This window comes from Mycobacterium sp. Root135, from assembly GCF_001426545.1.
GTDB lineage: Bacteria > Actinomycetota > Actinomycetes > Mycobacteriales > Mycobacteriaceae > Mycobacterium.
The window spans coordinates 889,969-915,232 of the sequence record NZ_LMEZ01000001.1 but is presented as its reverse complement, the minus strand read 5'-3'; the positions used below and the strand labels follow the sequence as shown (position 1 = coordinate 915,232).

Below are 25,264 nucleotides of genomic sequence, written 5' to 3'. Positions count from 1 at the left end.
GATCGAGCCTGCGATGACGTCGCACGCCGCCCGGGTCTGGTGGGGCATGCGGCTTGCGCCACTGCTGTTGGTGCCGGTGATGTTGGCGGCGAGCACGTTCCCCGGTCGGTTCCACGTATCGGCCGCCTACTGGGTACTCGCGGTTGCGGCCGCCGTCACCTTCGCCGCGGGCAGGTGGTGGCCCGTCGCGGCGTCGCTTCTGCTGTCGGCACTGGCGGTGCCGTTGTTCGCCGCCGAGGCTTGGGGTGTGTCGGGCCTGGTGCCCTACCTCGGCGCCGTGGCCGTCGCCGACGTCGCGGCGCGAAGCGACCGGAACCGGCCGGTCGTCGTGGTGACGGGGGCGTGGTTGGCGGCACTGCTGCTGGGCAACTGGTTGGACGCCCACGCCGCTCTTTGGAGTGCCACCAACGCGGTGACGCTCGTCGCCGGTGTCGGCCTGCCGATTCTGCTCGGCCTCTATCTTCGTGGCCAGCGGCGCCTTGCGACCACCCTTCGAGAGCGGGTTGCCGATGCCGAATCTCGAAGGCTGGCAAGGGAAGTCGCCGTACGCGCCGATGAGCGCACGGCCATGGCGCGCGAGCTGCACGACCTCGTCGCGCATCACATGGCGTCGATCGTGGTGCGGATTGGCGTCGCCGAGCACGTGCTCGAGGATTTGGATCCGCGGGTGGTCACGGTGCTCGCCGACGTGCACTCCACGGCCGCGGACGCGCTCGCCGACATCCGCCGGCTGCAGACAGCGCTGCGTGATCCGGTTCTCGGTGAGATCGCCATGATCGAACCCGGGGCGGTGTGGGCCGAGGTCGACGCCGCCGTCGCGCGGGCCCGTGCCGCCGGGTTCACCGTCGTCTCGCGGATCGACCGTCAACCGGTCGGACTGGATGCGATCGCGCGGCTCACCCTGCTGCGCGTGACGCAGGAGGCGCTCACCAACGTGATGAAGCACGCGGATCCGTCGACGCCCGTGGAGGTGGACGTCGAGCGACGCGATGACGGCGTCTCGGTTCGCGTCGTCAGTGGCGTCGTGCCGGGCTCGTCGACGTCGGTCGAGGGGCACGGGGTCATCGGGATGACGGAACGGCTGGACCGCGTCGGCGGCCGATTCGAGGTCCGGCGGACTTCACGCGACTGGGTGGTCGAGGCGTGGCTGCCGACGTCCCCAACCTCCGCGGAGGTGCCGCGATGACGGCGATCCGCGTGCTGATCGTCGACGACCAGAGGCTGGTTCGGGCGGGGCTGCGCATGCTGTGCGAGTCGACGCCGGACCTCGACGTGGTCGGGGAGGCCTCCGACGGCGAGCAGGCGGTGAAGTCTGCACTCGAACTGCTTCCTGACGTCATCCTGATGGATCTGAGGATGCCGGGGCTGGACGGCATCGAAGCCACTCGCCTCGTCACGTCGGCCCGGCCGGAGTCGAAGGTGTTGGCGCTCACCACCTTCGACGACGACGCCCACCTGTATCCGGCGCTCGCCGCCGGCGCGGCGGGATTCCTGGTCAAGGACACCAGTCCGGCGGAGCTGGTCGACGCGATCCGTCGCACGGCGCGTGGGGACTACTCGCTGTCGCCGCACCTGTTGCGGCGGTTGGTCGCCAGGGCCACCGATGCCGAGGCCGCCGACGCGGCCACGCCCACCGGACCACCCGCAGACCCGCTCACCGCACGGGAGCTCGACGTCCTACCCCTGGTCGTCGAGGGGTTGTCCAACCAGGAGATCGCCGATCGACTCCATCTGGGCGTGACCACGGTGAAGACCCACGTCGCCAACCTGATGGAGAAGACCGGATCGGCCAACCGAGTTCAATTGGCAGTCCACGGGTTTCAGCGCATGGCGTGACCGGGCATCTCCATCTGCTTCGGCGCCGGCTCGTCGCCGGGTGCGAGGACGAGGAACTGGCCCATCATCCCCTGATCCTCGTGCATGGCGAGGTGGCAGTGGTACATGTACGGGTTGGTCTGGTCGGTGTATTCCGAGAACCGAAGCGCGAGCCGAAACCGTTGTCCCGGAGGGGTGTACACGGTGTCCTTGTAACCCGACAGCGCGGCGGGGGGCGGTTTCCCGTCGACGTCGAGGATCCGGAACTGGGTGTCGTGGACGTGGAAGTTGTGTGGCCAGTCGTCGACGTTGCGCACGGCCCAGATCTCGTCGGTGTCGACCGTGCTGCAGAAGTCGACGCGGTCCATGTCCATCCGAGAAGAGTTGATCATGTGCCACTGCAGATCGAACGACCTCGCCGTGTGCGTCGGAGATGTCGCGGGCTCGGGGAGGTGCGTCAGGATCGCAGGCAGGGCTGCGCTCGCGACCAGTGCCCGGTGCGGCCGGAGCTCGAGGACGTCGAAGGAGTCGTCGACGCCGAACCGGTGGGCCTTCCGGGAGGGCAGGCCCGCCCGATCCTCGATCGGGAAGGACCGCAGCAACGCCGGGATCCCGGGGCTTACCGCGACGACGATCTCGACCCGCTCACCGGGGCTCAGCTGAACGCGTCGGGCGGAGACCGGCTCGGCCAGCAGGCCTCCGTCACTGGCGACCAGGTGGAACTCGAGACCGTCGGCGAACCCCAGGTTGTACAGTCTGCCGCCGGAGCCGTTCAGGATGCGGAGCCGAATCCTCTCCGACCGCACCGGAAGATAAGCCCCCGCAATGCCGTTGGTGACGATCGTGTCGCCGAGCAGGCCGACGTCCGTCGCATCGGACTCGTCAAGAGCGCCGGTGCCGGTGAACTTGCGGTCCTGAATGATCAGTGGAATGTCGTCGATGCCGTAGTCGTGGGGCAGTGCCTCCGGTGAGGCGTCGTCGTCCACGATGAACAGGCCGGCGAGTCCCCGGTACAGGTGCTTCTCCGTCTCGCCGTGCGGATGTGGGTGGTACCACAGCGTGGCCGCGGGCTGTCGAATCGTCCAGGCCGGGCGCCAGCGTCCGGCGGGGGCGACGGTCTGATGCGGGCCGCCGTCGCACCGGGCAGGCAGATGCATGCCGTGCCAGTGCACGGTGGTGGGGACGGGCAGTGCGTTCTCGAACTCCACTGCGACGGCTTCTCCGTCACGCGCACGCAGGGTGGGTCCGAGAATCGAGCCGTTGTAACCCCATGTGGCCGTGGTCGTTCCGGCGACGATCGAGGTAGCGCCCGGTGCGGCCCGCAGCCTGAAGGTTCTGGTGCCGTCGCCGTCGACGGTCGAGTCCGCCAGCGGTGGGATGGGCAGCGGGCGGCGACGGACCTCGTCGTCCGTCGGTGGGCGCGGCGTTGCCGTCGCCGAGCACGACAACGCGAAGGGGCTCGCCGCGAGACCGATGAGGAATCGTCGGCGAGAGGGGGATGGCACGGTTTTCCTCCGAAGGCTGGGGGTCGTCGAGCTGACCCTTCGAGTCTTCGGTGTGGGTGCGCCGACCGAATCAGTCGACGGGCCGCGGATTCTCGGCCCCGACTCCTCCGTCCGGCCCTTGCGTCGAGTGAATCGTTCTGGTACCCGGGAGTCAGACGGTTGCAGGCACCCGTGCCGCGGCGGCCGAGGCCATCATGTCCTGCCGCAGTGCGGTGAAGTCCGAGATGGTCTTGGTCGCGACCGTCGCGACCGGCCTGGCGTTGCGGCCGGTGGCGTCGGCCTTGGACACCATCACCACGCTGTCGATGTAGGGCTGGATGGTGGTGGCGTTCTGCACGGTCGCGACGATGACGAGCTGGAAGCCGAACTTGCGGAACGCCTGCAACGCCTGCTGCGCGAACTGCGGATCGGACTTGGAGAACGCCTCGTCGAGCATCAGCTGTGCGAAAACCGGCCGGTTGTCGGTACTTTCGGGATTCGCCAGGTTGAAGCTCAGCGCACCGGCGAGGCAGAAGGCCATCAGCTTCTCCTGCTCGCCACCGGAGTTGTCGCCGGCGTTGCTGTGCGTGCGGATCAGCTCCTCGGTATGGGTGTCCCACTCGGCACAGTCGAACGTGAACCGGTTGCGCACGTCGAGCGCGTCGCGGGTCCACGCCTTGTCCTCGGGCGCGGTGGACGCCAGTCGGTTGCGCAGTCGCAGGATGTCGGCGTACTGGTCGAGGATCGCCTGCTTGTCGCCAAGTCCGACCTCGGCGATTCGCCGTGAGATGGCCTTCACGATGTCGGTGAGCTCCGCGACGGCGGTCAGACTGCGCGGGGTGGCCCGCAGCGTCAGCCGGGTGCCGCGGTTGAACTCCACGGCACCGAGGCCAGTGTTCACCCGCTTGATCTGCTCGCTGATGCGCCGCGTTTCCTGCTCCGCGACCCGATGCAGGGTGAGGATCGCATCGGGTGCCTGCTCGGTGACGAGCCGCATCATCCGCTCGTAGGCCTCGGGAAGCTCGCGCTCGTCGATGTGGCGACACAGCGCCACGTAGTCGTGCACGCGCTCGTCGAAGGCGTCGCTGTCGTTGGGGATGGCGTCGGGGAACGCCGTGTCGAAGGTGTTGAGGATGCGGGCGAGCTCGTCGTAGGAACGCCTGCGACTCTCGCGGAGCTGTTCCCGCTCGCGGCGGATCGCCGTGAACACCGCATCCCGGTGCGGTTCGGGGTTGAGCAGCTCCAACGTCACCGGCACGTCGCTCGCGTAGCGGTTCAGCAGGTCGGTCAACGGCTCCGACACGAACGCCGGTGTGAGGCGTTCGACCAGTTCGAGCAGCCGGGTCCGCCTCGAGTCGAGGTCGTCGCGGCGGGTCTGGATCGTCCCGCGGCGCGTCATGAGCGACTGGATCTGGTCCCAGCACTCGTCGGCCCGCGCGTTGAGGGCCTCGATGTCGGGATGTTCGGCGATCAGCAGCTCGTACTGGTCGCGGAGCCGTTCGGCGTGCCCGTCGGCGGACTCGGTGTCGACCTGGTTCCACTGTGGGAACTGTTCGCAGATCGCCTTGCACGCCGCGGCGCGGTCGCGCCACTGCTGGCGTTCCGCGGCGATGGCGTCGGCGGCGCTGCGAGCCTGGTGGTAGGCCTCCTCGGCGGCGGCCAAGTCGACGGTCAGCGCGTCGATCTTGGCTGCGACGTCACCCTGGAAGATGTAGTCGGCCTGTCGAAGTGGGCGCCTGTCGTCCTTGATCGACAGCCGGTCGGAGTCCTTGTACAAGCCCGTGTCGGTGACCGCTCGCCGAAAGCGGGGGAAGACGTCCGGGACGTCGACGCAGACGTGGTCGCCGGCGGCGGTGACGACGTCGGCCGCTTCGGCGGCACAGGGGTGCTTGGCGTCGACGACGAAGAGCTTGCCCGCCAACGTGTTTGGTTCGGCGTCCACCGGTGGCGCGCCGACGAACTTTGCGCGGACGTGATGCAGCTGCAGCCGCCCGCCCATGTTGGTGTCGTTGACGAATCGGAGCACTGCCGCATGGTGGCTGTCGGGTACGAGCAGCCGCAGTCCCACGCCGCGCAGCACCTTCTCCACCGCGACGCGCCAGCGACTGTGTTCGGGCCGCAGGTCCATCAGCTCGGCGATGTAGGGCAGTTCACTCGACTCGACGCCGACCGCGGCGCAGATGTGGTCGCGCATGGTGATGGCCGACTCGGGCAGTGCCGACCCGACGTGCTCCACCCGGCGCAGTTCCTTGGTCGCGTCGTCGCGGGCGATCCTCGCGAGCTTCTGCGCGTACTCGGCGTCGGTGGAGGCCTCCCGGCCACGGTCCAGCTTGGCGAGCAGTTCGTTGGCCTGGGCGCTGAGTTCCTCACGCAGGTTCCAGAACTCGTCGGCGGTGTCCGGGACGTCGACGTCGTGCGGAGCGAGCATCGCCTCGTAGGCGGCCCTGCGGCGGGAGACCTCCTCGGCCTGCGCCTCGGCCGCGGCGACCTGGGACTGCAGCGGCCCGATGCTGGAGCTGGACCCACTGATCTGCGCGTTGAGCGAATCAGCTTCGGCCTTGGCGAGATTCAGCGACCGGGTGACGTCCTCGTACTCGTTGCCGAGTTGGTCGATGGTGGTGTCGAGCTGGTCGATCTGCGTCGGTGCCTGTGCCAGCCGGAGGTGGTCGGTGTAGGCCCTCACCATCGGTGCGTCGACGAGGTCGATGATGCCGAGGTCGGACGACTCCGAGCCGTAGCGCAACTGGATCTTCTCGATGTCGCCGAGAATCTTTCGCTTGCGCTGCGCGACGGCGAGCAACTCGCGGGCGTCGACCAGCGGGTCGATCTGCTTGAGTGCGTCGGGAAGACGGGTGAGGCTGGCGGGCTCGTCGAGCATGAACTCGCGGACGAACTGCTCGAGTCCGCCAACGCTCTTCAGCGACTTGGCCTTTCCGAGCAGCTGCTGGGCGGCGTCGGAGGCGCGGATGCCGATGGTCGCGTAGAGCTGAGCGAGATACTGCGACTCGACCTTCGTGGAGAAGCGCCAATTGTCCTTGAACACGCCCGCGTCGAAGCGGCTCGAGGCCCACCGGTTGCAGACGTCTTCGATGTCGCGGTCGCCGTCGGCCAGGACGAACCGGCTCGAGGAGTCCGAACGCGATTCTCCGGTAAGCCATTTCAGCACCAGACCGGTCACCGCGCGGCCGGTGTTGCTGGTGTAGGTGACCGCCACGGCGGACCATGCGGCGCCGTCGCCGCGCAGGTACATGACCTTGCTGGCGCCCGCCTCGCTGCGCTGCCCCCAGGCTCCGCGGACGTACTTGTCGACGGTGCGGCGCCCCGCGCTGGAGCCGGCCGCGGAGTTGTCACCGGAGGCGTTGAAGTTACGCCTGTTGAACGGCAGGAATCCCAGCGAAATCGCGTCCAGCAGTGACGATTTGCCGCTGCCGGACGCACCGGCGATCAAGGCGCCGCCTTCGCTGAACGGGATGGAGTGGTACCCGTCGAACACGCCCCAGTTGACGACCTGAAGGCGGGACAGGTGGAATTGCTCAGACATCGAGTGTCACGTCCACTTCGCTCGGCAGACCCGTGCTGCCACCGCTGAGGAGCAACTCGAACTGTTGTTGTAATTCGGTGATCACCGACGCCGTCATGACGGCGGTGATGACGGGACTGACGGTGTAGCTGTCCTCGTCGTCGCGACTCTTGCGCAGAATTTCCAAGGAGGCCAGCCGCGCGATCGCGCCGTCGATCCTGGCGGTGAACGTGACGACGTCGCGGTCGACGTCGTTGAGCACGCCGGCGAACAAGCCGTGCACTTCGTCGCGGCTGATCAGGACGCTTTGGTCGCCCGAGGCGCGCATCATCTGCGCCAGGTGCAGAGCCAGGATCGAGTCGTAGGTGCCCAGCGGTTCGCGGCGCAACAGCTTGACCCCGCGTGCGGATTCGTACCGGGCCTGTTCGACGAACGCGACGTCACCCGCCTCGGAGACCCCCTCGATCACCTTCAGGACGAGGTCCAGTTCGGAGAGTCGGACGGTGAGTTGACTGCGGTACTCCAGCACCCACGTGTAGAGGTCGCGCTCGGTCTCGGCACTGATGTAGCGCCGGGTCAGCAGGTGTTGCAACGCCCAGCACGCGCGGTCGGGCAGCTCGCTGACGTCGCCGTCGAAGCGTGGCTTGCGCTGGTGTGGTGCCCGGGCGGCCTGGTCGACCTCAGGCAGCGACGAAAACCCGGCGTAGTCATGGGCGCCAGGTTCGTCCGGGCTCACGACGCTGCTCCCAGCAGGCTGGAGATCGGTTCGGTGAACATCAGGTGTGGAACCTCCATTTCACGGTCGCGTCCGTCCAGGGACTGGAAGCGGACCGTGACGGATTCGGACGCCCCGACGGTGTCGGGCTGTTTGAGTGCCCAGGACCAGAGCACGATGACGTGGCCCAGGTACGCGGCGTCGAGCATCTCGACGGCGGCGGGCAAGGACAGTGGGCCTTCTGTGATCGCGGTGTTGATGAGCTCGGACATGGCGGGTGCGTCGACCTGCGTGGTGAGCGCGGAGAAGCTGGACAGGTCCACGTCGGTGCTCGCGGTCTGGGCGGGTCGCGGGTTGGACAGGTCGCCGATGCGGAAGCTCAGCGCACCCACCGAGCTGATCGCGTGCCGGGCCAACGGCAACTCGAGGTCGATCCGGGAGTCGGTCAGGGAGGACTTCAGCAGGGCGCGCGCGGCGCCGATGGCCTCGTTGAGCTGACGGGCCACGCCGCGGCTCTGTTCGAGGGTGCCGAACGCGGTGAACCTCTTCACCCGTTGCGCGCAGCGCTGCTGGATGCGTTCGACCTCGTCGATCTGGTGCCCGACCAACTCGAAGAAGCTGGCCATCACCCTGCGCAGGGCCGGGTCCAGCGCAGGCAGCGCCTCGGCGACGGCCGCGACGTCGGCTTCGAATTCCGCGCGCTGATCGGGGTCGTTGATCATCCGCAGGAAGGCGCGGTGCGAGTCGCGGCCCTTGGAGTCCCAGGCGGCCTGGTAGTCGGCGTACATCTGGCGCTGCCGGTCGCGGTACTCGAGATTGGTGTCGATGGGCTCGTCCAGGGCGGCGGTGGCCTGCTCGATCATCGTTCCGTACTGGCCGATGTCGGTGATCAGCCGCTCCATCTGCAGGGCGATGGCGCGGGCTTCGTCGTAGACGTCGGTCAGGTCGGGCTCGGGACGGGCCACGTCGTCGTCACCGCGCTCGAGGGCCTCCAGCGCGACGTGCAGCGCGGCGATCTCGGATTCGATGCTGGCCCGCATGCGGTCGGGGTCGTTGCCGACGCGCAGGGCCACCTGCTTGAGCCGCGAGGCGATGCCGTTGATGGAGCCGCCGGTGGCGATGGTGTCCTTGCGACGCATGCTGCGGAGGAAGTCCAACGCCCGGCGGGCGTCCTGGGTCAGGTAGCAGAGGTTGCGTTCGACGCCCGCGCGCTGGTCGGCGACGCGGTGCAGCCACCCCTGGCTGGCCCACGACTTGATCAGGGCGAGGCCGGATTGCTCGCCGCCCGGGCGGCCCAGCTCGTCGAGGTCGCGTTCCAGTCGGACCACCAGGTCGGTCTCGCCGACCACGCCGTCGCTGAGGTGGCGTTCCATCAACGTGCCGTACACCCCGAGGTTGAGCGTCGCCAACAGTCGGATGGTCGGCGAACCCTGGATGTCGCGGTTGACGTCGAGGAGCTCGGCTGCCGACGCGAAGGATGCAGCCGCGGCGTCGTCCACCTGATGTCCTCCTCGTTGTCTTCCGTCGACGGTCCAAGATAGGGCTTCAAGATAGGGCACGCCGCCGACGGGGCTCCGCGGGACGCGCAGGCGCGGGCCGACCGTCGTGCCAGTCTGCGCCACATGGGTCTCAGCCGTCGCAGTAGCCCCACCGAGCACGTGCGTGACCGCTCCCGAAGTCCGGCGGAACCGTGGCCGTGACGGCCGTTGCGGCTTTGCCGACCGCCGAGATCCGGGTGGCCGAACTTTTTTGGCCGTGGTTCCCAAACTTATTGAGGGCGTTGGGTTTTCGATCACAGCGAGTTGCGCCGCCAGGTGGCCGACGGGTACCGTGGCGGCAACGAAGGGGAGTAGCCCCCAATCTGGCAGTCGACATGCTGGCAGCGCTCGCGCCGCCCGGTTGCCAGGACCGGTCCACCGACCGGTGGGCGAGACCTTCGGCCGCTGTGACCATTGGGTTCGTCGGCCGGAGGCACGTAATACGTACCCCCGCGACACCCACCGATCAAGGAGTGATGGGTGCTCGCCGCTCTGCTGCTCAGCTTCGCCGTCATCTTCGTCGCCGAAATGGGCGACAAGTCTCAACTGATGGCGATGATGTTCGCGCTTCGCTACAAGTGGTGGGTGGTGCTGGCCGCGATCACCGCGGCGACCACCCTCGTGCACGTCCTGTCGGTCGCCATCGGTCACTACCTCGGTGCCGCCCTGCCGACGCATCTGCTCGGCATCATCGCCGGATCGATGTTCGTCTTCTTCGCCATGTGGACCCTGCGCGGCGACAAGCTCACCGACGCCGACGCCACCCGGGCCCAAAAGGCCACGGCGCCAGCGTTCTTCGTCGTCATGTCCGCCTTCGTGCTCGCCGAGCTCGGCGACAAGACGATGATCGCGACGATCACCCTCGCCGCCGATCACGACTGGATCGGCGTCTGGATCGGCTCGACCCTCGGCATGGTCGCCGCCGACGGGCTCGCGATCGTGGTCGGCGCGGTCGCGGGAAAGCACCTGCCCGAGAGGCTGATTCAGATCTCTGCCGCCGCCCTGTTCCTCCTCTTCGGCGTCTACATGCTGCTGGAGAACGTCTTCCCTGGGATGCCCGTCGCGCTGATCGTCGCGGGAGCGCTTGGCGCCGTCGCGGTGGTCGCCTTGATCCTGCGGGCCCTGCCGGAACGGTTGCGCCCTCCGGTGCTGCGGACGCAACCGTCCCCGGTTCCGCAGAACTCCTGACAGACCTCAGAATTCGATGCGCGAACCCATGACCACCGTCCGGTCGTGGGGCAGGTGGAAGAAGTCTGCCGCGTCGGCCGTGAGGTAGGACGTCGCGATGAACAACCGCTTGCGCCACGGCGCCATGGTGGGCTCCGGTCCGGTGTCGAGTTCCAGCTTGGACAAGAAGTAGGACGCCGTGTCCACGTCGATCAGCCCTTCGGTCTCCTCCGGGGTGAGCAGCCGCAGCGCTGCGGGGACGTCCGAGGGCTCCATGTAGCCGAATCGTGCCGTCACGTGCACGATTCCGTCCTGGCCGGATCCGAGCGGGTCGACGGTGGTCCGTTGGTCCTCGGGGATGCGCGGCACCGGCTCGGTCTCGATGGTCATGATCACGACGTGGTCGTGGCGCACGTGGCTGTGTTCGACGTTGGCGCGCATCGCCAGCGGTGCCGTCTCCATCCCGCGGTTGAGGAACACCGCGGTGCCGGGGACCCGGGACAGGGGCGGCTCGTAGTGCGAGAGCCCGGCGATGAATTCCGGCAAGGGGCCCTCGGCCCGTTCCCGCGCCGCCGTGACGAGCATGCGCCCACGCTCCCACGTCATCATGACCGTCCACGCCGCGACGGCGATCAGCAGCGGCAGCCAGGCCCCGTGCACCAGTTTGGTCAGGTTGGCGGCCAGGAACAGCGCGTCGACGAGCAACAGCGCACCGCCGCCGACGACGACCATCCAGAGCGGCGTACCCCACCGCGTCCTGGCCAGGTAGAAGAACAACAGCGTGACGATGGTGATGGTCCCGATGACCGCCATTCCGTAGGCGTAGGCGAGCTTGGCCGAACTCTCGAAGGCGAACACCAGGATCAACACCGACACCATCAACATCCAGTTGATCGCCGGAACGTACACCTGCCCGTAGGCCGATGCCGACGTGTGCACGATGCGCAGCCGGGGAAGCAGCCCGAGTTTCGCGGCCTGCGAGGCGACCGAGAACGCCCCGGTGATCACGGCTTGGGACGCGATGATGGTGGCCGCGGTGGCGAGCAACACCATCGGCAGCCGCGCCCACCCGGGGAGCAGCAGGAAGAACGGTGCACTGATGTTGCGTTCGTCGCCGATGATCAGCGCGCCCTGACCGAAGTAGTTGAGCACGCACGCGGGCAGGACGATGAAGAGCCACGCCAGCGTGATCGGCCGTCGACCGAAGTGACCCATGTCGGCGTAGAGCGCCTCGGCACCGGTGACGGCGAGGACGACCGCCGCCAGCGCGAAGAACGCAATGTGGAAGTGCCCGAACACGAACGACAGCGCATAGGTGGGGGAGATCGCCTTCAGGATCTCCGGATGGTCGACGATTCCCGCGACGCCGAAGGCGCCGATGGACACGAACCACAGGATCATCACCGGGCCGAAGAATCGGCCCACCTTGGCCGTGCCGTGGCGCTGAACCATGAACAGGCACACGATGATCACCGCGGTGATCGGCACGATCCAGTCCTGGAGATCCGGGGTGACGACCTTGATGCCCTCGATTGCCGAGAGCACCGAGATCGCCGGGGTGATCATGCTGTCGCCGAAGAAGAGCGACGCCCCGAACAACCCCAGCGCCGCAAGTGCCGCCGCGGTCCGTCGACCACGAGACGCCGCCCCGTGCTTGAGCATCGTGATGAGCGCCATGATGCCGCCCTCACCGTCGTTGTCGGCCCGCATCACCAGGGTGATGTAGGTCAGCGTGACGATGATCATCACCGACCAGAAGATCAGGGAGACAATGCCGTACACGTTGTCGACGCTGACCGGTACCGGGTGCGGGTCCGCGGGGTCGAACAACGTCTGCAGGGTGTAGATCGGGCTGGTGCCGATGTCACCGAAGACCACCCCGAGCGCGCCGAGCACCAGTGCGGCCCGAAACGGCGGGGTGTGGTTGGTGCCAGCCGGCTGAGGAGGTGACGTCCTGGCTTCGGAGTTCGTCTGCACCGCGGTGTCCTTGCTTCAGGCCGGCAAACTCCGATCGTAAACCGCGGCCCGCGGGAAGCTGCGCCTCACACGGCGGACGCCGTGTCCTCGATCCTGGCGGGTGCCGACAACCCGAGGTGCTCGCGCAACGTCGTGCCCTCGTAGTCGGACCGGAACGTCCCGCGCTCCTGCAGCAGCGGCACCACCCGGTCGACGAACGCGTCGAGACCACCGGGTGTGACATGCGGGACCAGGATGAAACCGTCGCTGGCATCGGCCTGGACCAGGTAGTCGATCCGGTCGGCGACGGTCTGCGGCGACCCGACGAAGTTCTGCCGGCCGGTGACCTCCACGATCAGCTCCCGGGACGTCAGCCCCTCGGCCTCGGCCCTGGCCCGCCATTCGTGCGCCGTCGCGACGGGGTCGCGGTGCATCCGCACGCTGGCCCTGCCGCGGGCGATCGTGTTCTCGCCGACCAGCGGGTCCACCGCGGGCAGCGGACCGTCGGGGTCGTGATCGGAGAGGTCGCGGTTCCACAGCTGTTCGAGGAACTTGATCGCGGTCTGCGGTGACACCTGCGCCAGCCGCACCTCGTGCGCGAGCTCCGCCGCCTCGGCGTCGGTGTCGCCGAGCACGAACGTCGCCGCGGGCAGGATCAGCAGTTGATCGTGCCGACGGCCGTACGTGGCGAGCCGGCCCTTGACGTCGGCGTAGAACGCCTGCCCGTCCTCCAGGGTGCCGTGCCGGGAGAAGATGGCATCGGCTGAGGCGGCGGCGAATTCACGACCGTGGTCGGAGTCGCCGGCCTGGAAGATGACCGGCCTGCCCTGTGGACTGCGGGGAACGTTGAACCGGCCGCTGATGTCGAAGTGCTCGTCGGAGTACGCGAACGACCCGGCGGACGCGTCGTCGAGGAAGACGCCGCCGTCCTTGTCGGCGACGACCTCGTCACCGCGCCAGGAGTCGAACAGCGTGTGGGTTGCGGCGAGGAAGCTCTCCGCGCGCTGGTATCGCTGGTCTTCGGCGAGGTAGCCGCCGCGACGAAAGTTCTCTCCGGTGAACGCATCCCACGACGTGACGACGTTCCACGCGGCCCGCCCGTCGGAGAGGTGGTCGAGCGACGCGAACTGCCGTGCAACCTCGTACGGCTCGTTGAAGGTCGAGTTGATCGTGCCCGTCAGCCCGAGGCGGTCCGTCACGGCGGCGAGGGCGGCCAAGACCGTGAACGTGTCCGGCCGGCCCACGACGTCCAGGTCGTAGATCTCGCCGCCCTGCTCGCGCAGGCGCAACCCCTCGGCAAGGAACATGAAGTCGAACTTGCCACGCTCGGCGGTCTGGGCGAAGTGGACGAACGAACTGAAGTCGATGTGGCTGCCGGAGGCGGGGTCGCTCCACACCGTGGTGTTGTTCACGCCGGGGAAGTGTGCGGCGAGGTGAATCTGCTTGAGTGGCTTGGTCATCGCGAAGTCCTAAGAGGTGGCGGCGGTCGAGTACCGGTTGGCGGGTCGGGACAACCCGAGTGACTCACGAAGGCTGTTGCCGGCATACGAGGCGTGGAACAGGCCTCTGGCACGCAGTTCCGGGACCAGCCCGTCGGTGATCTGGAGCAGGTCGTGCGGCAGCGACGCCGGCCGCAACCGGAACCCGTCGGCCCCCGCGTCGTGCCACTGCACCAGCAGGTCGGCCAGCTCTGCCGGCGTCCCCGTGAAGATTTCGGCGTCGCTCCGAAGCGCCCGTCCCGCGACCTCGTCGAGCCGGTCCCGGCGGGATCGTGCCGCCGCGGCCGTGTCGTCGAGGACCACCACGAGGTCGGCGAAGACCCGCACCGGCGACCGGTCACCCCGGTACCCGGCAATCGTCTCGACGATCGTCGTCGTCTCCGCGGCGTCGTGCGGGGTGACGAATCCGACGTCGGCGCTCGAGGCGATGAGTCGGTACGCCGCGTCGACGTGACCGAGCGCGGCGACGATCGGCTGCCCCTGTGGCGGCCTCGGGGTGATCGACGGGCCCTTCACCGAGAACCATGGTCCCTCGAAGTCGACGTAATGCAGTTTGGTGCGGTCGACGAAGCGCCCGGTGGTCACGTCGCGGATTTCCGCGTCGTCCTCCCAGCTGTCCCACAGCCGGCGGAGAACCTCGACGTAATCGACTGCCTCGCTGAGCAAGTCGGGGTCGGGAAGGGTTCGACGACCGAAGTGCCCTGCGGCCTCGGGGTTCGCCGACACCTGGATCCGCACGCCGGCGCGGCCCGAGCTGACGTAGTCGAGGGTCGCGACGGCCTTCGACGCGTGAAAGGGCTCGGTATGGGTGGCGATCACCGTCGGCACCAACCCGATGTGACGGGTGCGGGGTGCGACCCGCGCGGCGATCAGGGTGGCGTCGAGGCGGCCCCGCACGCGGTCGGTTCGGTCGTCGACGCGCAGCGGGTGCTCGGACTGCATTGCCATCCCGTCCTCGACGGTGACGAAGTCCAGCAGGCCGCGTTCGGCCTCGGCGACCAGGTCGGTCCAATAGCCGGCCGTCAGCAGGTCGGCGGGACGGGCGTCGGGCTCCCGCCAGGACGCGGGATGCCATCCCGTCCCGTCGAGTGCGACGGCGAGATGAAGTCGATCGGAGCTACCGGGCACGGACGTTCTCACTTTCGGTCACGGTCACCAGCACAACGCCCCCGCGCGCTCGGGGCATTCCTGCGGGCTCAGTGTTGGCCTCGAGTTTCCGCAGGCGAAGAGATCGGCGCACGGTGATGCGAAGTCACGGCGCCGACCCCGGACAGCTAGAGGCCGCCGAGGTCGTCGGGCACGTCGACGGCGTGCTCACGCAGCACCTCGAGCGGCACCACGTCGAGGGTGCGTTCATGACTGGCGGCCAGCACCACCGGTGCGGCGAAGCCATCCCGTTGCGCGCGTAGCCAATTCGGGGCGGTGACGCACCACCGGTCACCAGGGACCAGGCCGGGGAACCGATATTGCGGCATCGGCGTGGTCAGATCGTTGCCGATGCTGCGCTGGTGGTCGAGGAACTCGGAGGTCACGACGGCGCAGATGGTGTGCACGCCCACGTCCTCGGGACCCGACGAACAACAGCCGTCACGCTGGAACCCGGTGAGCGGATCGGTACCGCACTGGTCCAGAGGGCCACCGAGGACGTTGCGATCAGGCATGCCGTCAGTATCGCGCACCCGCCGGCTAAACGGCGGTGGCGATCGCGTTGGCGAGCAACCTCGGGTCGTGGGCCGAGACGATCAACAGCTTGGGATCGCGGTGCGCGTACAGCTCTGCGAGGCGGGAGTGGTTGTCGTGCACCGCCTTTCGGTCATAGGCGACGAGCTTCTCGGAGACCTTCAGCCCCCACGGGACGCGGGACCGGCCGTCGAGGGTTCCTTCGTAGTAGAAGGCGTCGCCGCAATGGAGCACCCAGCGGTGGCCGGCGTCGACCGCGACACAGGCATGCCCACGCGTGTGGCCGGGCAGCGAGACGAGAACGATGCCCGGCGCGATCGAGTCGAGTTCCTTGGCTGCGGCGAAGCCGCGCCACTTCTCGCCGGTCGGTTCGTGCTCCACGATGTGCGGTCCGTGCGCCCACTGGGCGGGCCGGAAGCGAAACCTGTCACTGCGCGTCGGTTCCCTCATGGCGCCGAGGGCCTCCGCGGCAGTGACGTGAATCGTGGCGTCGGGGAAGTCGGAGATGCCGCCCACGTGGTCGACGTCGAAGTGCGTCGCGACGACGTGGCGGACGTCGGTGCGACTGAAGCCGAGTGCCTCCACCTGGCGGACTGCCGTCTCCGCGACGTCGAAGCGCGGCCGGATCACCCGCTGCGACGGGCCGAGGCGACGCGGATCCGCACAGTCGCGCAGGCCAAATCCCGAGTCGACGAGGACCAGGCCGTTGTCCGTCTCGAGCAACAACACGTGGCAGATCGTCGGTGCGCCGGGGGAGTCCATCGTCCCGCAGTTGAGGTGGTGCACCTTCACGATTCGTTCACCCTCCCTTGGCTCACAGCGCCCGAAGATACCGCCCGCTCACCACCCGCTGCATCAGCGAGGTGAACGGCCCGGCGAGTTTGCTCCACCAGGTGCCGTGCCGGGAGAACGCGCTGATCTCGGCGTGGACCGTCTCGTCGCCGGGGTCGTACCGGACGGCGAACAGTTCTTCCCCGGTCTCGGCGTGCCCCGGCAGCGTGCCGTACGCGAAGCCGCGGCGATTGGGTTCGTCGACGACGTGGACCACCCGACACGGCGCCCGCACCGGGCCGAGCCCGACGACGACCTCCGACCCGACGGCGGCCACCTCCGTCGTCGCGTCCACCCGCAGCCCGGCACCGCGGAGCATGCCCCACCGCATCACCTCCGCGGCGGCCTCCTCGAATCTCGTCCGCCCATGGCCGATCACCGCCGAGGCGCTCAGATGCCGGTACCCGGCAGGCGGCGGGCCAGCCGTGGCGCCGACCTCCGGGTAGGTGAACGGGAGTCCCGCGAGGTCGCTCGATTTCACCAACCCACCATGCCATTTCAGCGGTACCGTCGATCACGTGACCACGCAACCCGTCGCTCAAGCATCTGGAACGTTCACCATCGGTGGCGATCTCACCGTCCATCGGTTGGGATTTGGCACCATGCGTCTGACCGGCAACGGCATCTGGGGCCCGCCCGACGACCGTGCCGAAGCCATCCGCGTCCTGCGCCGCGCCGTCGAACTCGGCATCGACTTCTTCGACACCGCCAACTCCTACGGCCCGTACGTGGCCGAGGAACTCATCCGCGAAGCGCTGCATCCCTATCGCGACGACCTGGTCGTCGCCACCAAGGCCGGGCTGCTGCGGACCGGCGAGAACGAGTGGACGCCGCTCGGCTTCCCCGCGTATCTGCGCCAGGAAGTGGAGATGAGCCTGCGCCGGCTCGGCACCGACCGCATCGACCTCTTCCAGCTGCACCGCATCGACTCCAAGTTCCCCGCCGAGGATCAGGTGGGTGAGCTCGCCGCGCTGCAGAAGGAGGGCAAGATCCGGCACATCGGGCTGTCCGAGATCACCGTCTACCAGCTGGCGGCGGCGCAGAAGGTCACTCCGATCGCTTCGGTGCAGAACCGCTACAACATGGCCGAGCGCGGCGCCGACCCACTCTTGGAAGCCTGTGAAGCGCAGAACATCGCCTTCATCCCGTGGGCGCCGCTGGGCTCCGGGCCGCTGGTCGCCGACGGTGGCCCGCTGCAGCGCATCGCCTCCGAACACCGCATCAAGCCCTCTCAGCTGGCCGTGGCGTGGCTGCTGAAGCGGTCGCCCGTCATGATCCCGATCCCCGGCACGTCCCGCGTCGCGCACCTCGACGAGAACGTGTCGGCCGCCGAGGTCACGCTCACCGACGAGGAGTTCGCCGCGCTCAGCAAGCCCGAGCAGTAGGAACCGGGTACGCCCCGGCCACCACGCAGGCAATACGGTGAGCGGGTGGCCCCCGACCCCCAAGACCTGAAGTCCGGCGGCGGGTTCAACCCGCCGGTGCCGACCACCAGCGGCGGCCCCGACTACGGTCGGTTCGTCGAGGCCGTCCGCACGCTCCAGGATCTGACCCGTGGAGCCGACGCTCCCGACGACGTCGTGACGCAGGCGGCTGACCTGATCGAGAACGTCAACGCGCTGCTGGCGCCGTACGACGCCGACGAGTGGCGGTCGCCGTCGGGGCGGCGGATGGACCTCCCCAACCGGGGCAACATCATGCAGGTGCCGGTGAACCTGAGGGTCACCGACGACAACAGGGTCGGCGGGACGGCGCGTTTCCGCCGGTTCCATCTGGGCCGCAACGGGGCGGTCCACGGTGGTGCGCTGGCACTGCTGTTCGACTCGCTGCTTGGCTACACCGCGTTCAAGCTCAGCGAGAGCCCGCGGCAACGCACCGCATTCCTGCACGTCGACTACCGCAAGATCGTGCCGGTGGAGAAGGAGTTACGAGTGGACGCCGGAATCGACCGGATCGACGGGCGGAAGATCTTCCTCACCGGCCGCCTCCTGGACGGCGACACCGTGCTGTGCGAAGCCGAGGCCCTGTTCCTGACGCTGCTGCCAGGACAACCATGAGCACGTTCAACGACGCCAAGCGCCGCTGGGCGAGTTGGCGAGACGGGCTTCGCGAGCGACCCGCCTACGACCTCACCTACCGAATCGTGGTCGGCGTGGTGGGCCTGGCGGTGTTGGGCCTTGGCATCGTCGCGATCCCTTACCCGGGGCCGGGATGGGCAATCGTCTTCCTCGGACTCGGCATCCTGGCGAGCGAATTCGAATGGGCCCATCGACTCCTGCGCTACACCAAGGAGCGATACGACCGGGTGATGGACTGGTTCAAGGCCCAGGGCCTGTGGGTGCAGGTGCTCGGTTTCGTCCTCACCGCGGCGGTCGTGATCGCCACGCTGTGGTTGTTCGGGGCCCTCAGCTTCGTCGCCGGGCTGTTCGGTGTCGAGCAGCCGTGGCTGAAGAGTCCCGTCGGCCTGGGGTCTTGAGCGTTCACCCCCACACCCACCCCGATACCATGGTCGCGTCCAACGCGCCGTACCCGCTTACGAGGAGACCCACTGATGACCGCCGTCGCCAGCATTGCCCCAGCAGCCCCGATCCGGGTCGCTGCCGGGACCACGGCCGGCGCGGCGGTACGTGACGCCGGGCTGCCCAGCCGAGGAGCCTCCGACGCGATCGTCGTCGTCCGTGACGCCGACGGCCAGCTGCGAGATCTCTCGTGGACACCCGACGTCGACGCAGAGGTGACCCCGGTCGCCGCCAACACCGAGGACGGACGCAGCGTCATCCGGCACTCGGCGGCACACGTCCTCGCCCAGGCGGTCCAGGGCCTGTTTCCCGAGGCGAAGTTGGGCATCGGCCCGCCCATCACCGACGGCTTCTACTACGACTTCGAGGTGCCCCGGGCCTTTACCCCGGAGGATCTTGCCGCGCTGGAGAAGCGCATGCAGAAGATCGTCAAGGACGGCCAACTGTTCGACCGCCGCGTGTACTCGTCGAAGGACGAGGCCCGTGAGGACCTCGCCGACGAGCCGTACAAGCTCGAACTGATCGACGACAAGTCCGGCGACCCGGACGTCATGGAAGTGGGCGGCACCGAGCTCACCGCCTACGACAACCTGAATCCTCGCACCAGGGAACGCATCTGGGGCGACCTATGCCGCGGTCCGCACATCCCGACCACCAAGTACATCCCCGCGTTCAAGCTCACCCGCAGCTCGGCCGCCTACTGGCGGGGCAACCAGGCCAATGCCAGCCTGCAGCGCATCTACGGCACCGCATGGGAATCGCAGGAGGCGCTGGATGCGCACCTCGAGCTGATCGAGCAGGCGCTGCTCCGCGATCACCGCAAGCTCGGCGTCGAACTGGATCTGTTCAGCTTCCCCGACGAGCTGGGCTCCGGGCTGCCGGTCTTCCACCCCAAGGGCGGCATCATTCGGCGTGAGCTCGAGGACTACTCGCGTCGCAAGCACGAGCAGGCGGGCTACGAGTTCGTCAACACCCCGCACATCACCAAGGAGCACCTCTACATCACCTCGGGCCACCTCGAGTGGTACGCCGACGGCATGTTCCCTCCGATGCACGTCGACGAGGAACTCAACGAGGACGGCACGGTGCGCAAGCCCGGCCAGAACTACTACCTCAAGCCGATGAACTGCCCGATGCACCACCTGATCTACCGGGCACGCGGACGCTCCTACCGCGAACTTCCGTTGCGGCTCTTCGAGTTCGGCTCGGTGTACCGCTACGAGAAGTCCGGTGTCGTGCACGGCCTGACCCGGGTGCGCGGCATGACCCAGGACGACTCCCACATCTACACCACCCGCGAGCAGATGCGCGACGAGCTCAGTTCCTTGCTGCGCTTCGTTCTTGACCTGCTCGCCGACTACGGTCTCGACGACTACTACCTTGAGTTGTCCACCAAGGACCCCGACAAGTACGTCGGCTCCGACGACGACTGGGAAGAGGCCACCGAGACGCTCCGGGAGGTCGCCGAGGCATCCGGGTTGGACCTGGTGCCCGACCCGGGCGGCGCGGCGTTCTACGGTCCGAAGATCTCGGTCCAGGTCAAGGACGCCCTCGGACGGACCTGGCAGATGTCCACCATCCAGTTGGACTTCAACATGCCGGAGCGCTTCGAGCTGGAATACACCGCGGCCGACGGCAGCAGGCAGCGGCCGGTGCTGATCCACCGCGCACTCTTCGGGTCGATCGAACGGTTCTTCGGGGTGTTGACCGAGCACTACGCCGGCGCCTTCCCGGCCTGGCTGGCACCGGTCCAGGTGGTCGGCATCCCCGTCGCGGACGCCTTCGTGCCGTACCTGGAAGACGTTGCCGCCCAACTGAAGGCAAGGGGTGTCCGGGTCGAGGTGGACGCCAGCGACGACCGGATGGCGAAGAAGATCGTCAACCAGACCAACCAGAAGGTGCCGTTCATGCTGCTCGCGGGCGAACGCGACGTCGAAGCGGGTGCGGTGAGCTTCCGGTTCGGCGACCGCACCCAGATCAACGGCGTTCCGCGCGACGTGGCGGTCGACGCCATCGTCGACTGGATCGCCCGACGCGAGAATGCTGCTCCGACAGCGGAACTGGTCACGGTGTGACAGGGGACCCGGAGAACACGATCACCGACCGCGGGGTCGGCGATCCCGACCACCTTCAGCGGCTGTGGACGCCGCACCGGATGAACTACATCGCCGAGGCGAAGACGTCCGGCGGTTTGGCTGGATCGGCCGGGTCGTCGGAACCGTTCACCGACATCCCCGCGATGTCGGACGAGGACGGTCTGGTGGTGGCACGCGGCGAACTCGTCTACGCGGTGCTGAACCTGTACCCGTACAACCCCGGCCACCTGATGGTGGTGCCGTACCGCAGGGTCTCCGAACTCGAAGACCTCACCGATGCGGAGAGCGCCGAGCTGATGGCGTTCACCCAGAAGGCGATTCGGGTCATGAAGACCGTCTCCCGGCCGCACGGCTTCAACGTCGGCCTCAACCTCGGACACTCGGCGGGCGGTAGCCTCGCCGAGCATTTGCACATGCACGTCGTGCCGCGGTGGGGTGGGGACGCCAACTTCATCACGATCATCGGCGACTCGAAGATCATCCCGCAGTTGCTCCGCGACACCCGCCAGCTGCTGGCAGACGAGTGGGCGGCGCAGTCGTGAGCGACTTCTACCTCTTGACCAGGGCGGCGTACGCCAAGCTGAGCCGCCCGGTGGCCAAGGCGTCGCTGCGCATGGGTTTGACCCCCGACAGCATCACGATCATCGGGACAGCCGGGACCGTGATCGCGGCACTGACGCTGTTCCCGATCGGGCAGTTGTGGTGGGGTGCGTTCGCGGTCTTCGTCTTCGTCCTCGCCGACATGCTCGACGGTGCGATGGCGCGTGAGCGCGGGTTCAGCACCGCGTTCGGAGGCGTTCTCGACGCGACGTGTGACCGGGTCAGCGACGGCGCCGTCTTCTGTGGTCTGTTGTGGTGGGCCACCTTTGGAATCCACAGCACGTCACTAGCGGTGGCGACGATGATCTCGCTGGTCACCTCGCAGGTGATCTCCTACGTCAAGGCCAGGGCCGAGGCCAACGGTCTCAAGGGCGACGGCGGATTCATCGAACGACCCGAGCGGCTCATCATCGTGCTGCTCGGTGCGGGTCTGTCCGGGGTGTCGTTCCTGCACGTCCCGTGGCTCCTCGAGGTCGCCATGTGGGCCCTGGCCGTCGCCAGCATCGTCACGCTGGGACAACGGCTGCACTCCGTGCGCACCTCTCCAGGCGCGACGGAACCGATGCGGGCCACGCCGCCGCCGAACGACTCCGAAGAGCCGAGCGAGCGGTGATCGGGGACCAGCTGTCGGACCTCGGCTACGCCGCCGGCTGGCGGCTGGTGCGCGCGATGCCGGAGTTCGCCGCCCGCAACGCCTTCCAGGCCGGGGCGCTGTACGCCGCACGTGGCGGCGGCCCCGAACAGCTGCGCAAGAACCTCGCCAGGGTCGTCGGAGTCGCACCGGCCGACGTGCCGGACGACCTGATCCGCGCGTCGTTGGCGTCCTACGCCCGCTATTGGCGGGAGGCGTTCCGGCTGCCGTCGATGGATCACCGGGTGCTGGCCCACGAGCTCGACGAGGCAGCCGTCGGCGGTGAGCACGTCGCCGCGGCGCTCGACGCGGGCCGCGGCGCGATCTTGGCGCTGCCGCACAGCGGCAACTGGGACATGGCCGGGGTGTGGCTGACCAACACCCACGGCCGGTTCGCGACAGTGGCCGAGCGCCTCAAACCCGAGTCGCTCTACAAGCGGTTCCTGGACTACCGGGAAAGCCTCGGGTTCGAGGTCCTGCCGCTGACCGGCGGCGCCCGGCCACCCTTCGAGGTCTTGGCCGAGCGGCTGCGCGGAAACGGGCTGGTGTGCTTGATGTCCGACCGCGACCTGACCAAGTCCGGCGTAGGCGTCGACCTCTTCGGGGAACCGACGAGGTTGCCTGCGGGACCCGCCAAGCTGGCGATGGCGACCGGTGCCGCGCTGCTGCCCGTGCACTCGTACTACGAACCCGACGTGACGGTCACCGCGATCAGCGCACCGCTGGACACCTCCTCGGGTGACGTCACGGCGGTGACGCAGACCTTGGCCGACCAGTTCGGCGCCAACATCGCCGCCCACCCCGCCGACTGGCACATGCTGCAGCCGCAGTGGATCGCCGACTTGTCGAAGGAGCGCCGGGCCCGGCTCCAGCAATCCGGCGGCGGTCAGTAGCCATGCGGATCGGAATGGTGTGCCCGTACTCGTTCGACGTGCCGGGCGGCGTGCAAGCGCACGTGCTGCAGCTCGCCGAGGTGATGCGCGGATACGGACATCACGTGAGCGTCCTGGCACCGTCGTCACCGGGGGCAAAGCTGCCCGACTACGTCGTCTCCGGTGGCAAGGCGATCCCCATTCCGTACAACGGATCGGTCGCGCGGCTACGGTTCGGCCCCGCCACCCATCGCATGGTGAAGAGGTGGCTCGTCGACGGTGACTTCGACGTGCTGCACATTCACGAGCCGAACGCACCGAGCCTTTCCATGCTGGCGCTGATGATCGCCGAGGGCCCGATCGTCGCCACGTTCCACACGTCGACCACGAAGTCGTTGACGCTCAGCGTGTTTCAGGGCATCCTGCGGCCCTGGCACGAGAAGATCGTCGGCCGCATCGCGGTGTCCGACCTCGCCAGGCGCTGGCAGATGGAAGCGCTCGGCTCCGACGCCGTCGAAATCCCCAACGGCGTCGACGTCGAGTCGTTCGCCTCGGCCCCCGTCCTGGACGGTTACCCCCGGCCGGGTCGGTCGGTGCTGTTCCTCGGACGCTTCGACGAACCGCGCAAGGGGATGGCCGTCCTGCTCGGGGCGTTGCCCGCCCTGGTCGAGTCGTTCCCCGACCTCGAAGTCCTCGTCGTGGGCCGCGGCGACGAGGAGGAGCTGGCCGAGGAGGCCGGCGACCTGGCCGGGCACCTGCGCTTCCTGGGGCTCGTCGACGACGCCGGAAAGGCGTCGGCGATGCGCAGCGCCGACGTGTACTGCGCGCCCAACACCGGCGGAGAGAGCTTCGGCATCGTGCTGGTCGAGGCGATGGCCGCAGGCACGGCCGTGGTGGCCAGCGACCTCGACGCGTTCCGGCGGGTGCTCGACGACGGCGCGGCCGGACGGCTGGTCCCCGTCGAGGACTCCGAGGCACTGGCCGCAGCGCTCGTCGACGTCCTCGGCGACGACGCCGCGCGCCGGCAATACGTGGAGGCCGGAAGCAGGGCAGTGCGACGCTACGACTGGTCGGTCGTCGCGCAGGAAATCCTGCGGGTCTACGAAACAGTGGCGGGAGCCGGTGTGAAGGTGCGCGTCGAAGGCACGACGGGCAACGGGGACTCGACCGTCAGCCGCAAGCCGCCGGGCCGCCGGGCCGCCAGGGCCAGCGCGAAGGCCGCCGAACGTGAAGAGGCGAAGGACATGGCGTGATCACCTGGCTGGTCGTCGTCGCCCTCGCCCTGCTGGCAGCGGTGCTGCTGGTCGGCGGCATCTGGGCGTTCCAGACCGCCCACCGGCTGGACCGACTGCACGTGCGGTACGACCTGTCGTGGCAGGCGCTCGACGGCATCCTGGCCCGCCGCGCCGTCGTCGCCCGCGCGGTGGCGACCGACGCCTACGGCAACGGCCCCGCAGGCAGGCAGCTGGCCGCACTGGCCGACGCCGCCGAGCGGGCGCCGCGCAACGCCAGGGAGGCCGCCGAGAACGAACTGTCGACGGCGTTGGCTGCCGTCGACCCGGCGTCGCTGCCGGTGGCGCTGGTCGCGGAGATGGCCGACGCCGAGGCGCGCGTGCTGCTCGGGCGGCGCTTTCACAACGACGCCGTCCGCGACACCCTTGCTCTGCGCGAACGCGCCCTGGTGCGATGGCTGCACCTCGGCGGAACCGCCCCGATGCCAACCTATTTCGAGATCGCCGAACGCGCCGCCCAGCGCTCCTTCGGCCAGCAGGTCTACCAGCGCACGTCGGCCCGCATCGTGCTGCTCGACGAGTTGGGCTACGTCCTGCTGTTCTGCGGCTCCGACCCGGCCACCGAATCGGCGCCACGCTGGTGGTTCACCGTGGGCGGTGGCGTCGAGCCAGGGGAGTCACTTCCCGACGCGGCCGTTCGCGAACTTGCCGAGGAGACGGGGCTGCGCGTCAGCAAGGCCGACCTGATCGGGCCGGTGTGGAAGCGCGACGCCGTCTTCGACTTCAACGGTTCGGTGATCCGCAGCGAGGAGATGTTCTTCGTCTACCGCACCCTGAGGTTCGAACCGTCGACCTCGGATTTCACGCCGCTGGAGACCCGGACCATCCACGGGCACCGCTGGTGCGACGAGGACACCATCGCCGAGCTCGTCGACGGTGGGGAGACGGTGTATCCGCTACAGCTCGGAGAGTTGCTCGCCGAGGCCAACGCCATGGCCGCTCCGGGGTCGACCGGGCCGGCGAGACAGCTGCAATCGATCAGATGACGGCCGAAGCCAACTGCGGATCAAGGCGATTTGGCCCGGCCACTAGACTGTTTTCGTACTTAT

Annotated in this window: 22 protein-coding genes; 12 read left to right on the top strand and 10 right to left on the bottom strand. The window is 68.3% G+C overall.

From position 1 onward, the window contains the following. The first annotated feature begins 13 nt into the window (after positions 1-13). Complete coding sequence (locus ASD37_RS04425; RefSeq protein WP_056548494.1) at positions 14-1,186, top strand: sensor histidine kinase; 1,173 nt, start codon at positions 14-16, stop codon at positions 1,184-1,186. Continuing rightward, on the top strand, positions 1,183-1,836 hold the full coding sequence (locus ASD37_RS04420; protein ID WP_056549815.1) for a response regulator transcription factor: 654 nt from the start codon (positions 1,183-1,185) through the stop codon (positions 1,834-1,836). The genes ASD37_RS04425 and ASD37_RS04420 overlap by 4 nt, the downstream gene beginning before the upstream one ends. Here ASD37_RS04420 and ASD37_RS04415 read toward each other — a convergent pair. The 4 genes from ASD37_RS04415 to ASD37_RS04400 form a co-directional block, all read right to left on the bottom strand. After that, positions 1,821-3,320, bottom strand: a complete 1,500-nt coding sequence (locus tag ASD37_RS04415; RefSeq protein ID WP_056548492.1) for a multicopper oxidase family protein — start codon at positions 3,318-3,320, stop codon at positions 1,821-1,823. The genes ASD37_RS04420 and ASD37_RS04415 overlap by 16 nt on opposite strands. Before the next feature lie 151 nt (positions 3,321-3,471). Further along, on the bottom strand, positions 3,472-6,840 hold the full coding sequence (locus ASD37_RS04410) for an ATP-binding protein (RefSeq protein ID WP_056548491.1): 3,369 nt from the start codon (positions 6,838-6,840) through the stop codon (positions 3,472-3,474). Then, on the bottom strand, positions 6,833-7,555 hold the full coding sequence (locus tag ASD37_RS04405) for a DUF4194 domain-containing protein (protein WP_056548489.1): 723 nt from the start codon (positions 7,553-7,555) through the stop codon (positions 6,833-6,835). Before ASD37_RS04405 ends, ASD37_RS04410 begins: the two co-directional genes overlap by 8 nt. Then, on the bottom strand, positions 7,552-9,033 hold the full coding sequence (locus tag ASD37_RS04400) for a DUF3375 domain-containing protein (RefSeq protein WP_056548488.1): 1,482 nt from the start codon (positions 9,031-9,033) through the stop codon (positions 7,552-7,554). Before ASD37_RS04400 ends, ASD37_RS04405 begins: the two co-directional genes overlap by 4 nt. Positions 9,034-9,552: 519 nt before the next feature. Between ASD37_RS04400 and ASD37_RS04395 the strand changes: the two genes are divergently transcribed. Then, entirely contained in the window at positions 9,553-10,260 is a 708-nt protein-coding gene (locus ASD37_RS04395; protein WP_056548485.1) for a TMEM165/GDT1 family protein, read from the top strand. A 6-nt stretch (positions 10,261-10,266) separates the two neighbouring features. On the opposite strand, the gene ASD37_RS04390 is transcribed toward ASD37_RS04395, so the two are convergent. The 6 genes from ASD37_RS04390 to ASD37_RS04365 all read right to left on the bottom strand — a co-directional run bounded on the left by ASD37_RS04390 (position 10,267) and on the right by ASD37_RS04365 (position 16,686). Further along, complete coding sequence (locus ASD37_RS04390; protein ID WP_082569999.1) at positions 10,267-12,135, bottom strand: potassium transporter Kup; 1,869 nt, start codon at positions 12,133-12,135, stop codon at positions 10,267-10,269. A 146-nt stretch (positions 12,136-12,281) separates the two neighbouring features. Continuing rightward, a complete protein-coding gene (locus tag ASD37_RS04385; protein WP_056548480.1) occupies positions 12,282-13,655 on the bottom strand; it encodes an NtaA/DmoA family FMN-dependent monooxygenase in 1,374 nt (457 codons plus the stop codon). A gap of 9 nt (positions 13,656-13,664) precedes the next feature. Next, complete coding sequence (locus ASD37_RS04380) at positions 13,665-14,834, bottom strand: LLM class flavin-dependent oxidoreductase (RefSeq protein WP_235567962.1); 1,170 nt, start codon at positions 14,832-14,834, stop codon at positions 13,665-13,667. Between the two features lie 134 nt (positions 14,835-14,968). After that, positions 14,969-15,355: a DUF2237 family protein gene (locus ASD37_RS04375; RefSeq protein WP_056548478.1), complete on the bottom strand. Its 387-nt coding sequence runs from the start codon at positions 15,353-15,355 to the stop codon at positions 14,969-14,971. A 25-nt stretch (positions 15,356-15,380) separates the two neighbouring features. Then, complete coding sequence (locus tag ASD37_RS04370) at positions 15,381-16,166, bottom strand: MBL fold metallo-hydrolase (RefSeq protein WP_056548477.1); 786 nt, start codon at positions 16,164-16,166, stop codon at positions 15,381-15,383. 22 nt (positions 16,167-16,188) lie between these two features. After that, positions 16,189-16,686 (bottom strand): DUF1990 domain-containing protein, encoded by a 498-nt coding sequence (locus ASD37_RS04365; protein WP_056548472.1) that lies wholly within the window; start codon positions 16,684-16,686, stop codon positions 16,189-16,191. A 37-nt stretch (positions 16,687-16,723) separates the two neighbouring features. Between ASD37_RS04365 and ASD37_RS04360 the strand changes: the two genes are divergently transcribed. From ASD37_RS04360 to ASD37_RS04320, 9 genes are all read left to right on the top strand, one after another. Continuing rightward, positions 16,724-17,590 (top strand): aldo/keto reductase, encoded by an 867-nt coding sequence (locus tag ASD37_RS04360; protein ID WP_056548467.1) that lies wholly within the window; start codon positions 16,724-16,726, stop codon positions 17,588-17,590. Between the two features lie 45 nt (positions 17,591-17,635). Continuing rightward, complete coding sequence (locus tag ASD37_RS04355) at positions 17,636-18,262, top strand: PaaI family thioesterase (protein WP_056548465.1); 627 nt, start codon at positions 17,636-17,638, stop codon at positions 18,260-18,262. Beyond that, positions 18,259-18,681: a TIGR02611 family protein gene (locus ASD37_RS04350; RefSeq protein WP_056548463.1), complete on the top strand. Its 423-nt coding sequence runs from the start codon at positions 18,259-18,261 to the stop codon at positions 18,679-18,681. The genes ASD37_RS04355 and ASD37_RS04350 overlap by 4 nt, the downstream gene beginning before the upstream one ends. A 75-nt stretch (positions 18,682-18,756) precedes the next feature. Continuing rightward, on the top strand, positions 18,757-20,799 hold the full coding sequence (thrS, locus tag ASD37_RS04345) for a threonine--tRNA ligase (protein ID WP_056548461.1): 2,043 nt from the start codon (positions 18,757-18,759) through the stop codon (positions 20,797-20,799). Then, positions 20,796-21,362, top strand: coding sequence for an HIT domain-containing protein (locus ASD37_RS04340; RefSeq protein WP_056548458.1), 567 nt, complete (start codon positions 20,796-20,798; stop codon positions 21,360-21,362). The genes thrS and ASD37_RS04340 overlap by 4 nt, the downstream gene beginning before the upstream one ends. Continuing rightward, the gene (pgsA, locus tag ASD37_RS04335; RefSeq protein ID WP_056549813.1) at positions 21,359-22,033 is read left to right on the top strand and encodes a phosphatidylinositol phosphate synthase; all 675 of its coding nucleotides are present in this window, start codon (positions 21,359-21,361) and stop codon (positions 22,031-22,033) included. Before ASD37_RS04340 ends, pgsA begins: the two co-directional genes overlap by 4 nt. Further along, complete coding sequence (locus ASD37_RS04330; RefSeq protein WP_056548457.1) at positions 22,030-22,944, top strand: phosphatidylinositol mannoside acyltransferase; 915 nt, start codon at positions 22,030-22,032, stop codon at positions 22,942-22,944. The genes pgsA and ASD37_RS04330 overlap by 4 nt, the downstream gene beginning before the upstream one ends. 2 nt (positions 22,945-22,946) lie before the next feature. Continuing rightward, complete coding sequence (locus ASD37_RS04325) at positions 22,947-24,176, top strand: glycosyltransferase family 4 protein (protein WP_082569932.1); 1,230 nt, start codon at positions 22,947-22,949, stop codon at positions 24,174-24,176. Continuing rightward, positions 24,173-25,201 (top strand): NUDIX hydrolase, encoded by a 1,029-nt coding sequence (locus tag ASD37_RS04320; RefSeq protein ID WP_056548455.1) that lies wholly within the window; start codon positions 24,173-24,175, stop codon positions 25,199-25,201. The genes ASD37_RS04325 and ASD37_RS04320 overlap by 4 nt, the downstream gene beginning before the upstream one ends. The last annotated feature ends 63 nt before the right edge of the window (positions 25,202-25,264 follow it).

Coding starts and splice junctions, on each gene's coding strand:
- ASD37_RS04425 (WP_056548494.1), top strand. CDS start 14: ATGACGTCGCACGCCGCCCGGGTCTGGTGGGGCATGCGGCTTGCGCCA.
- ASD37_RS04420 (WP_056549815.1), top strand. CDS start 1,183: ATGACGGCGATCCGCGTGCTGATCGTCGACGACCAGAGGCTGGTTCGG.
- ASD37_RS04410 (WP_056548491.1), bottom strand. CDS start 6,840: ATGTCTGAGCAATTCCACCTGTCCCGCCTTCAGGTCGTCAACTGGGGC.
- ASD37_RS04385 (WP_056548480.1), bottom strand. CDS start 13,655: ATGACCAAGCCACTCAAGCAGATTCACCTCGCCGCACACTTCCCCGGC.
- ASD37_RS04375 (WP_056548478.1), bottom strand. CDS start 15,355: ATGCCTGATCGCAACGTCCTCGGTGGCCCTCTGGACCAGTGCGGTACC.
- ASD37_RS04350 (WP_056548463.1), top strand. CDS start 18,259: ATGAGCACGTTCAACGACGCCAAGCGCCGCTGGGCGAGTTGGCGAGAC.
- thrS (WP_056548461.1), top strand. CDS start 18,757: ATGACCGCCGTCGCCAGCATTGCCCCAGCAGCCCCGATCCGGGTCGCT.
- ASD37_RS04325 (WP_082569932.1), top strand. CDS start 22,947: ATGCGGATCGGAATGGTGTGCCCGTACTCGTTCGACGTGCCGGGCGGC.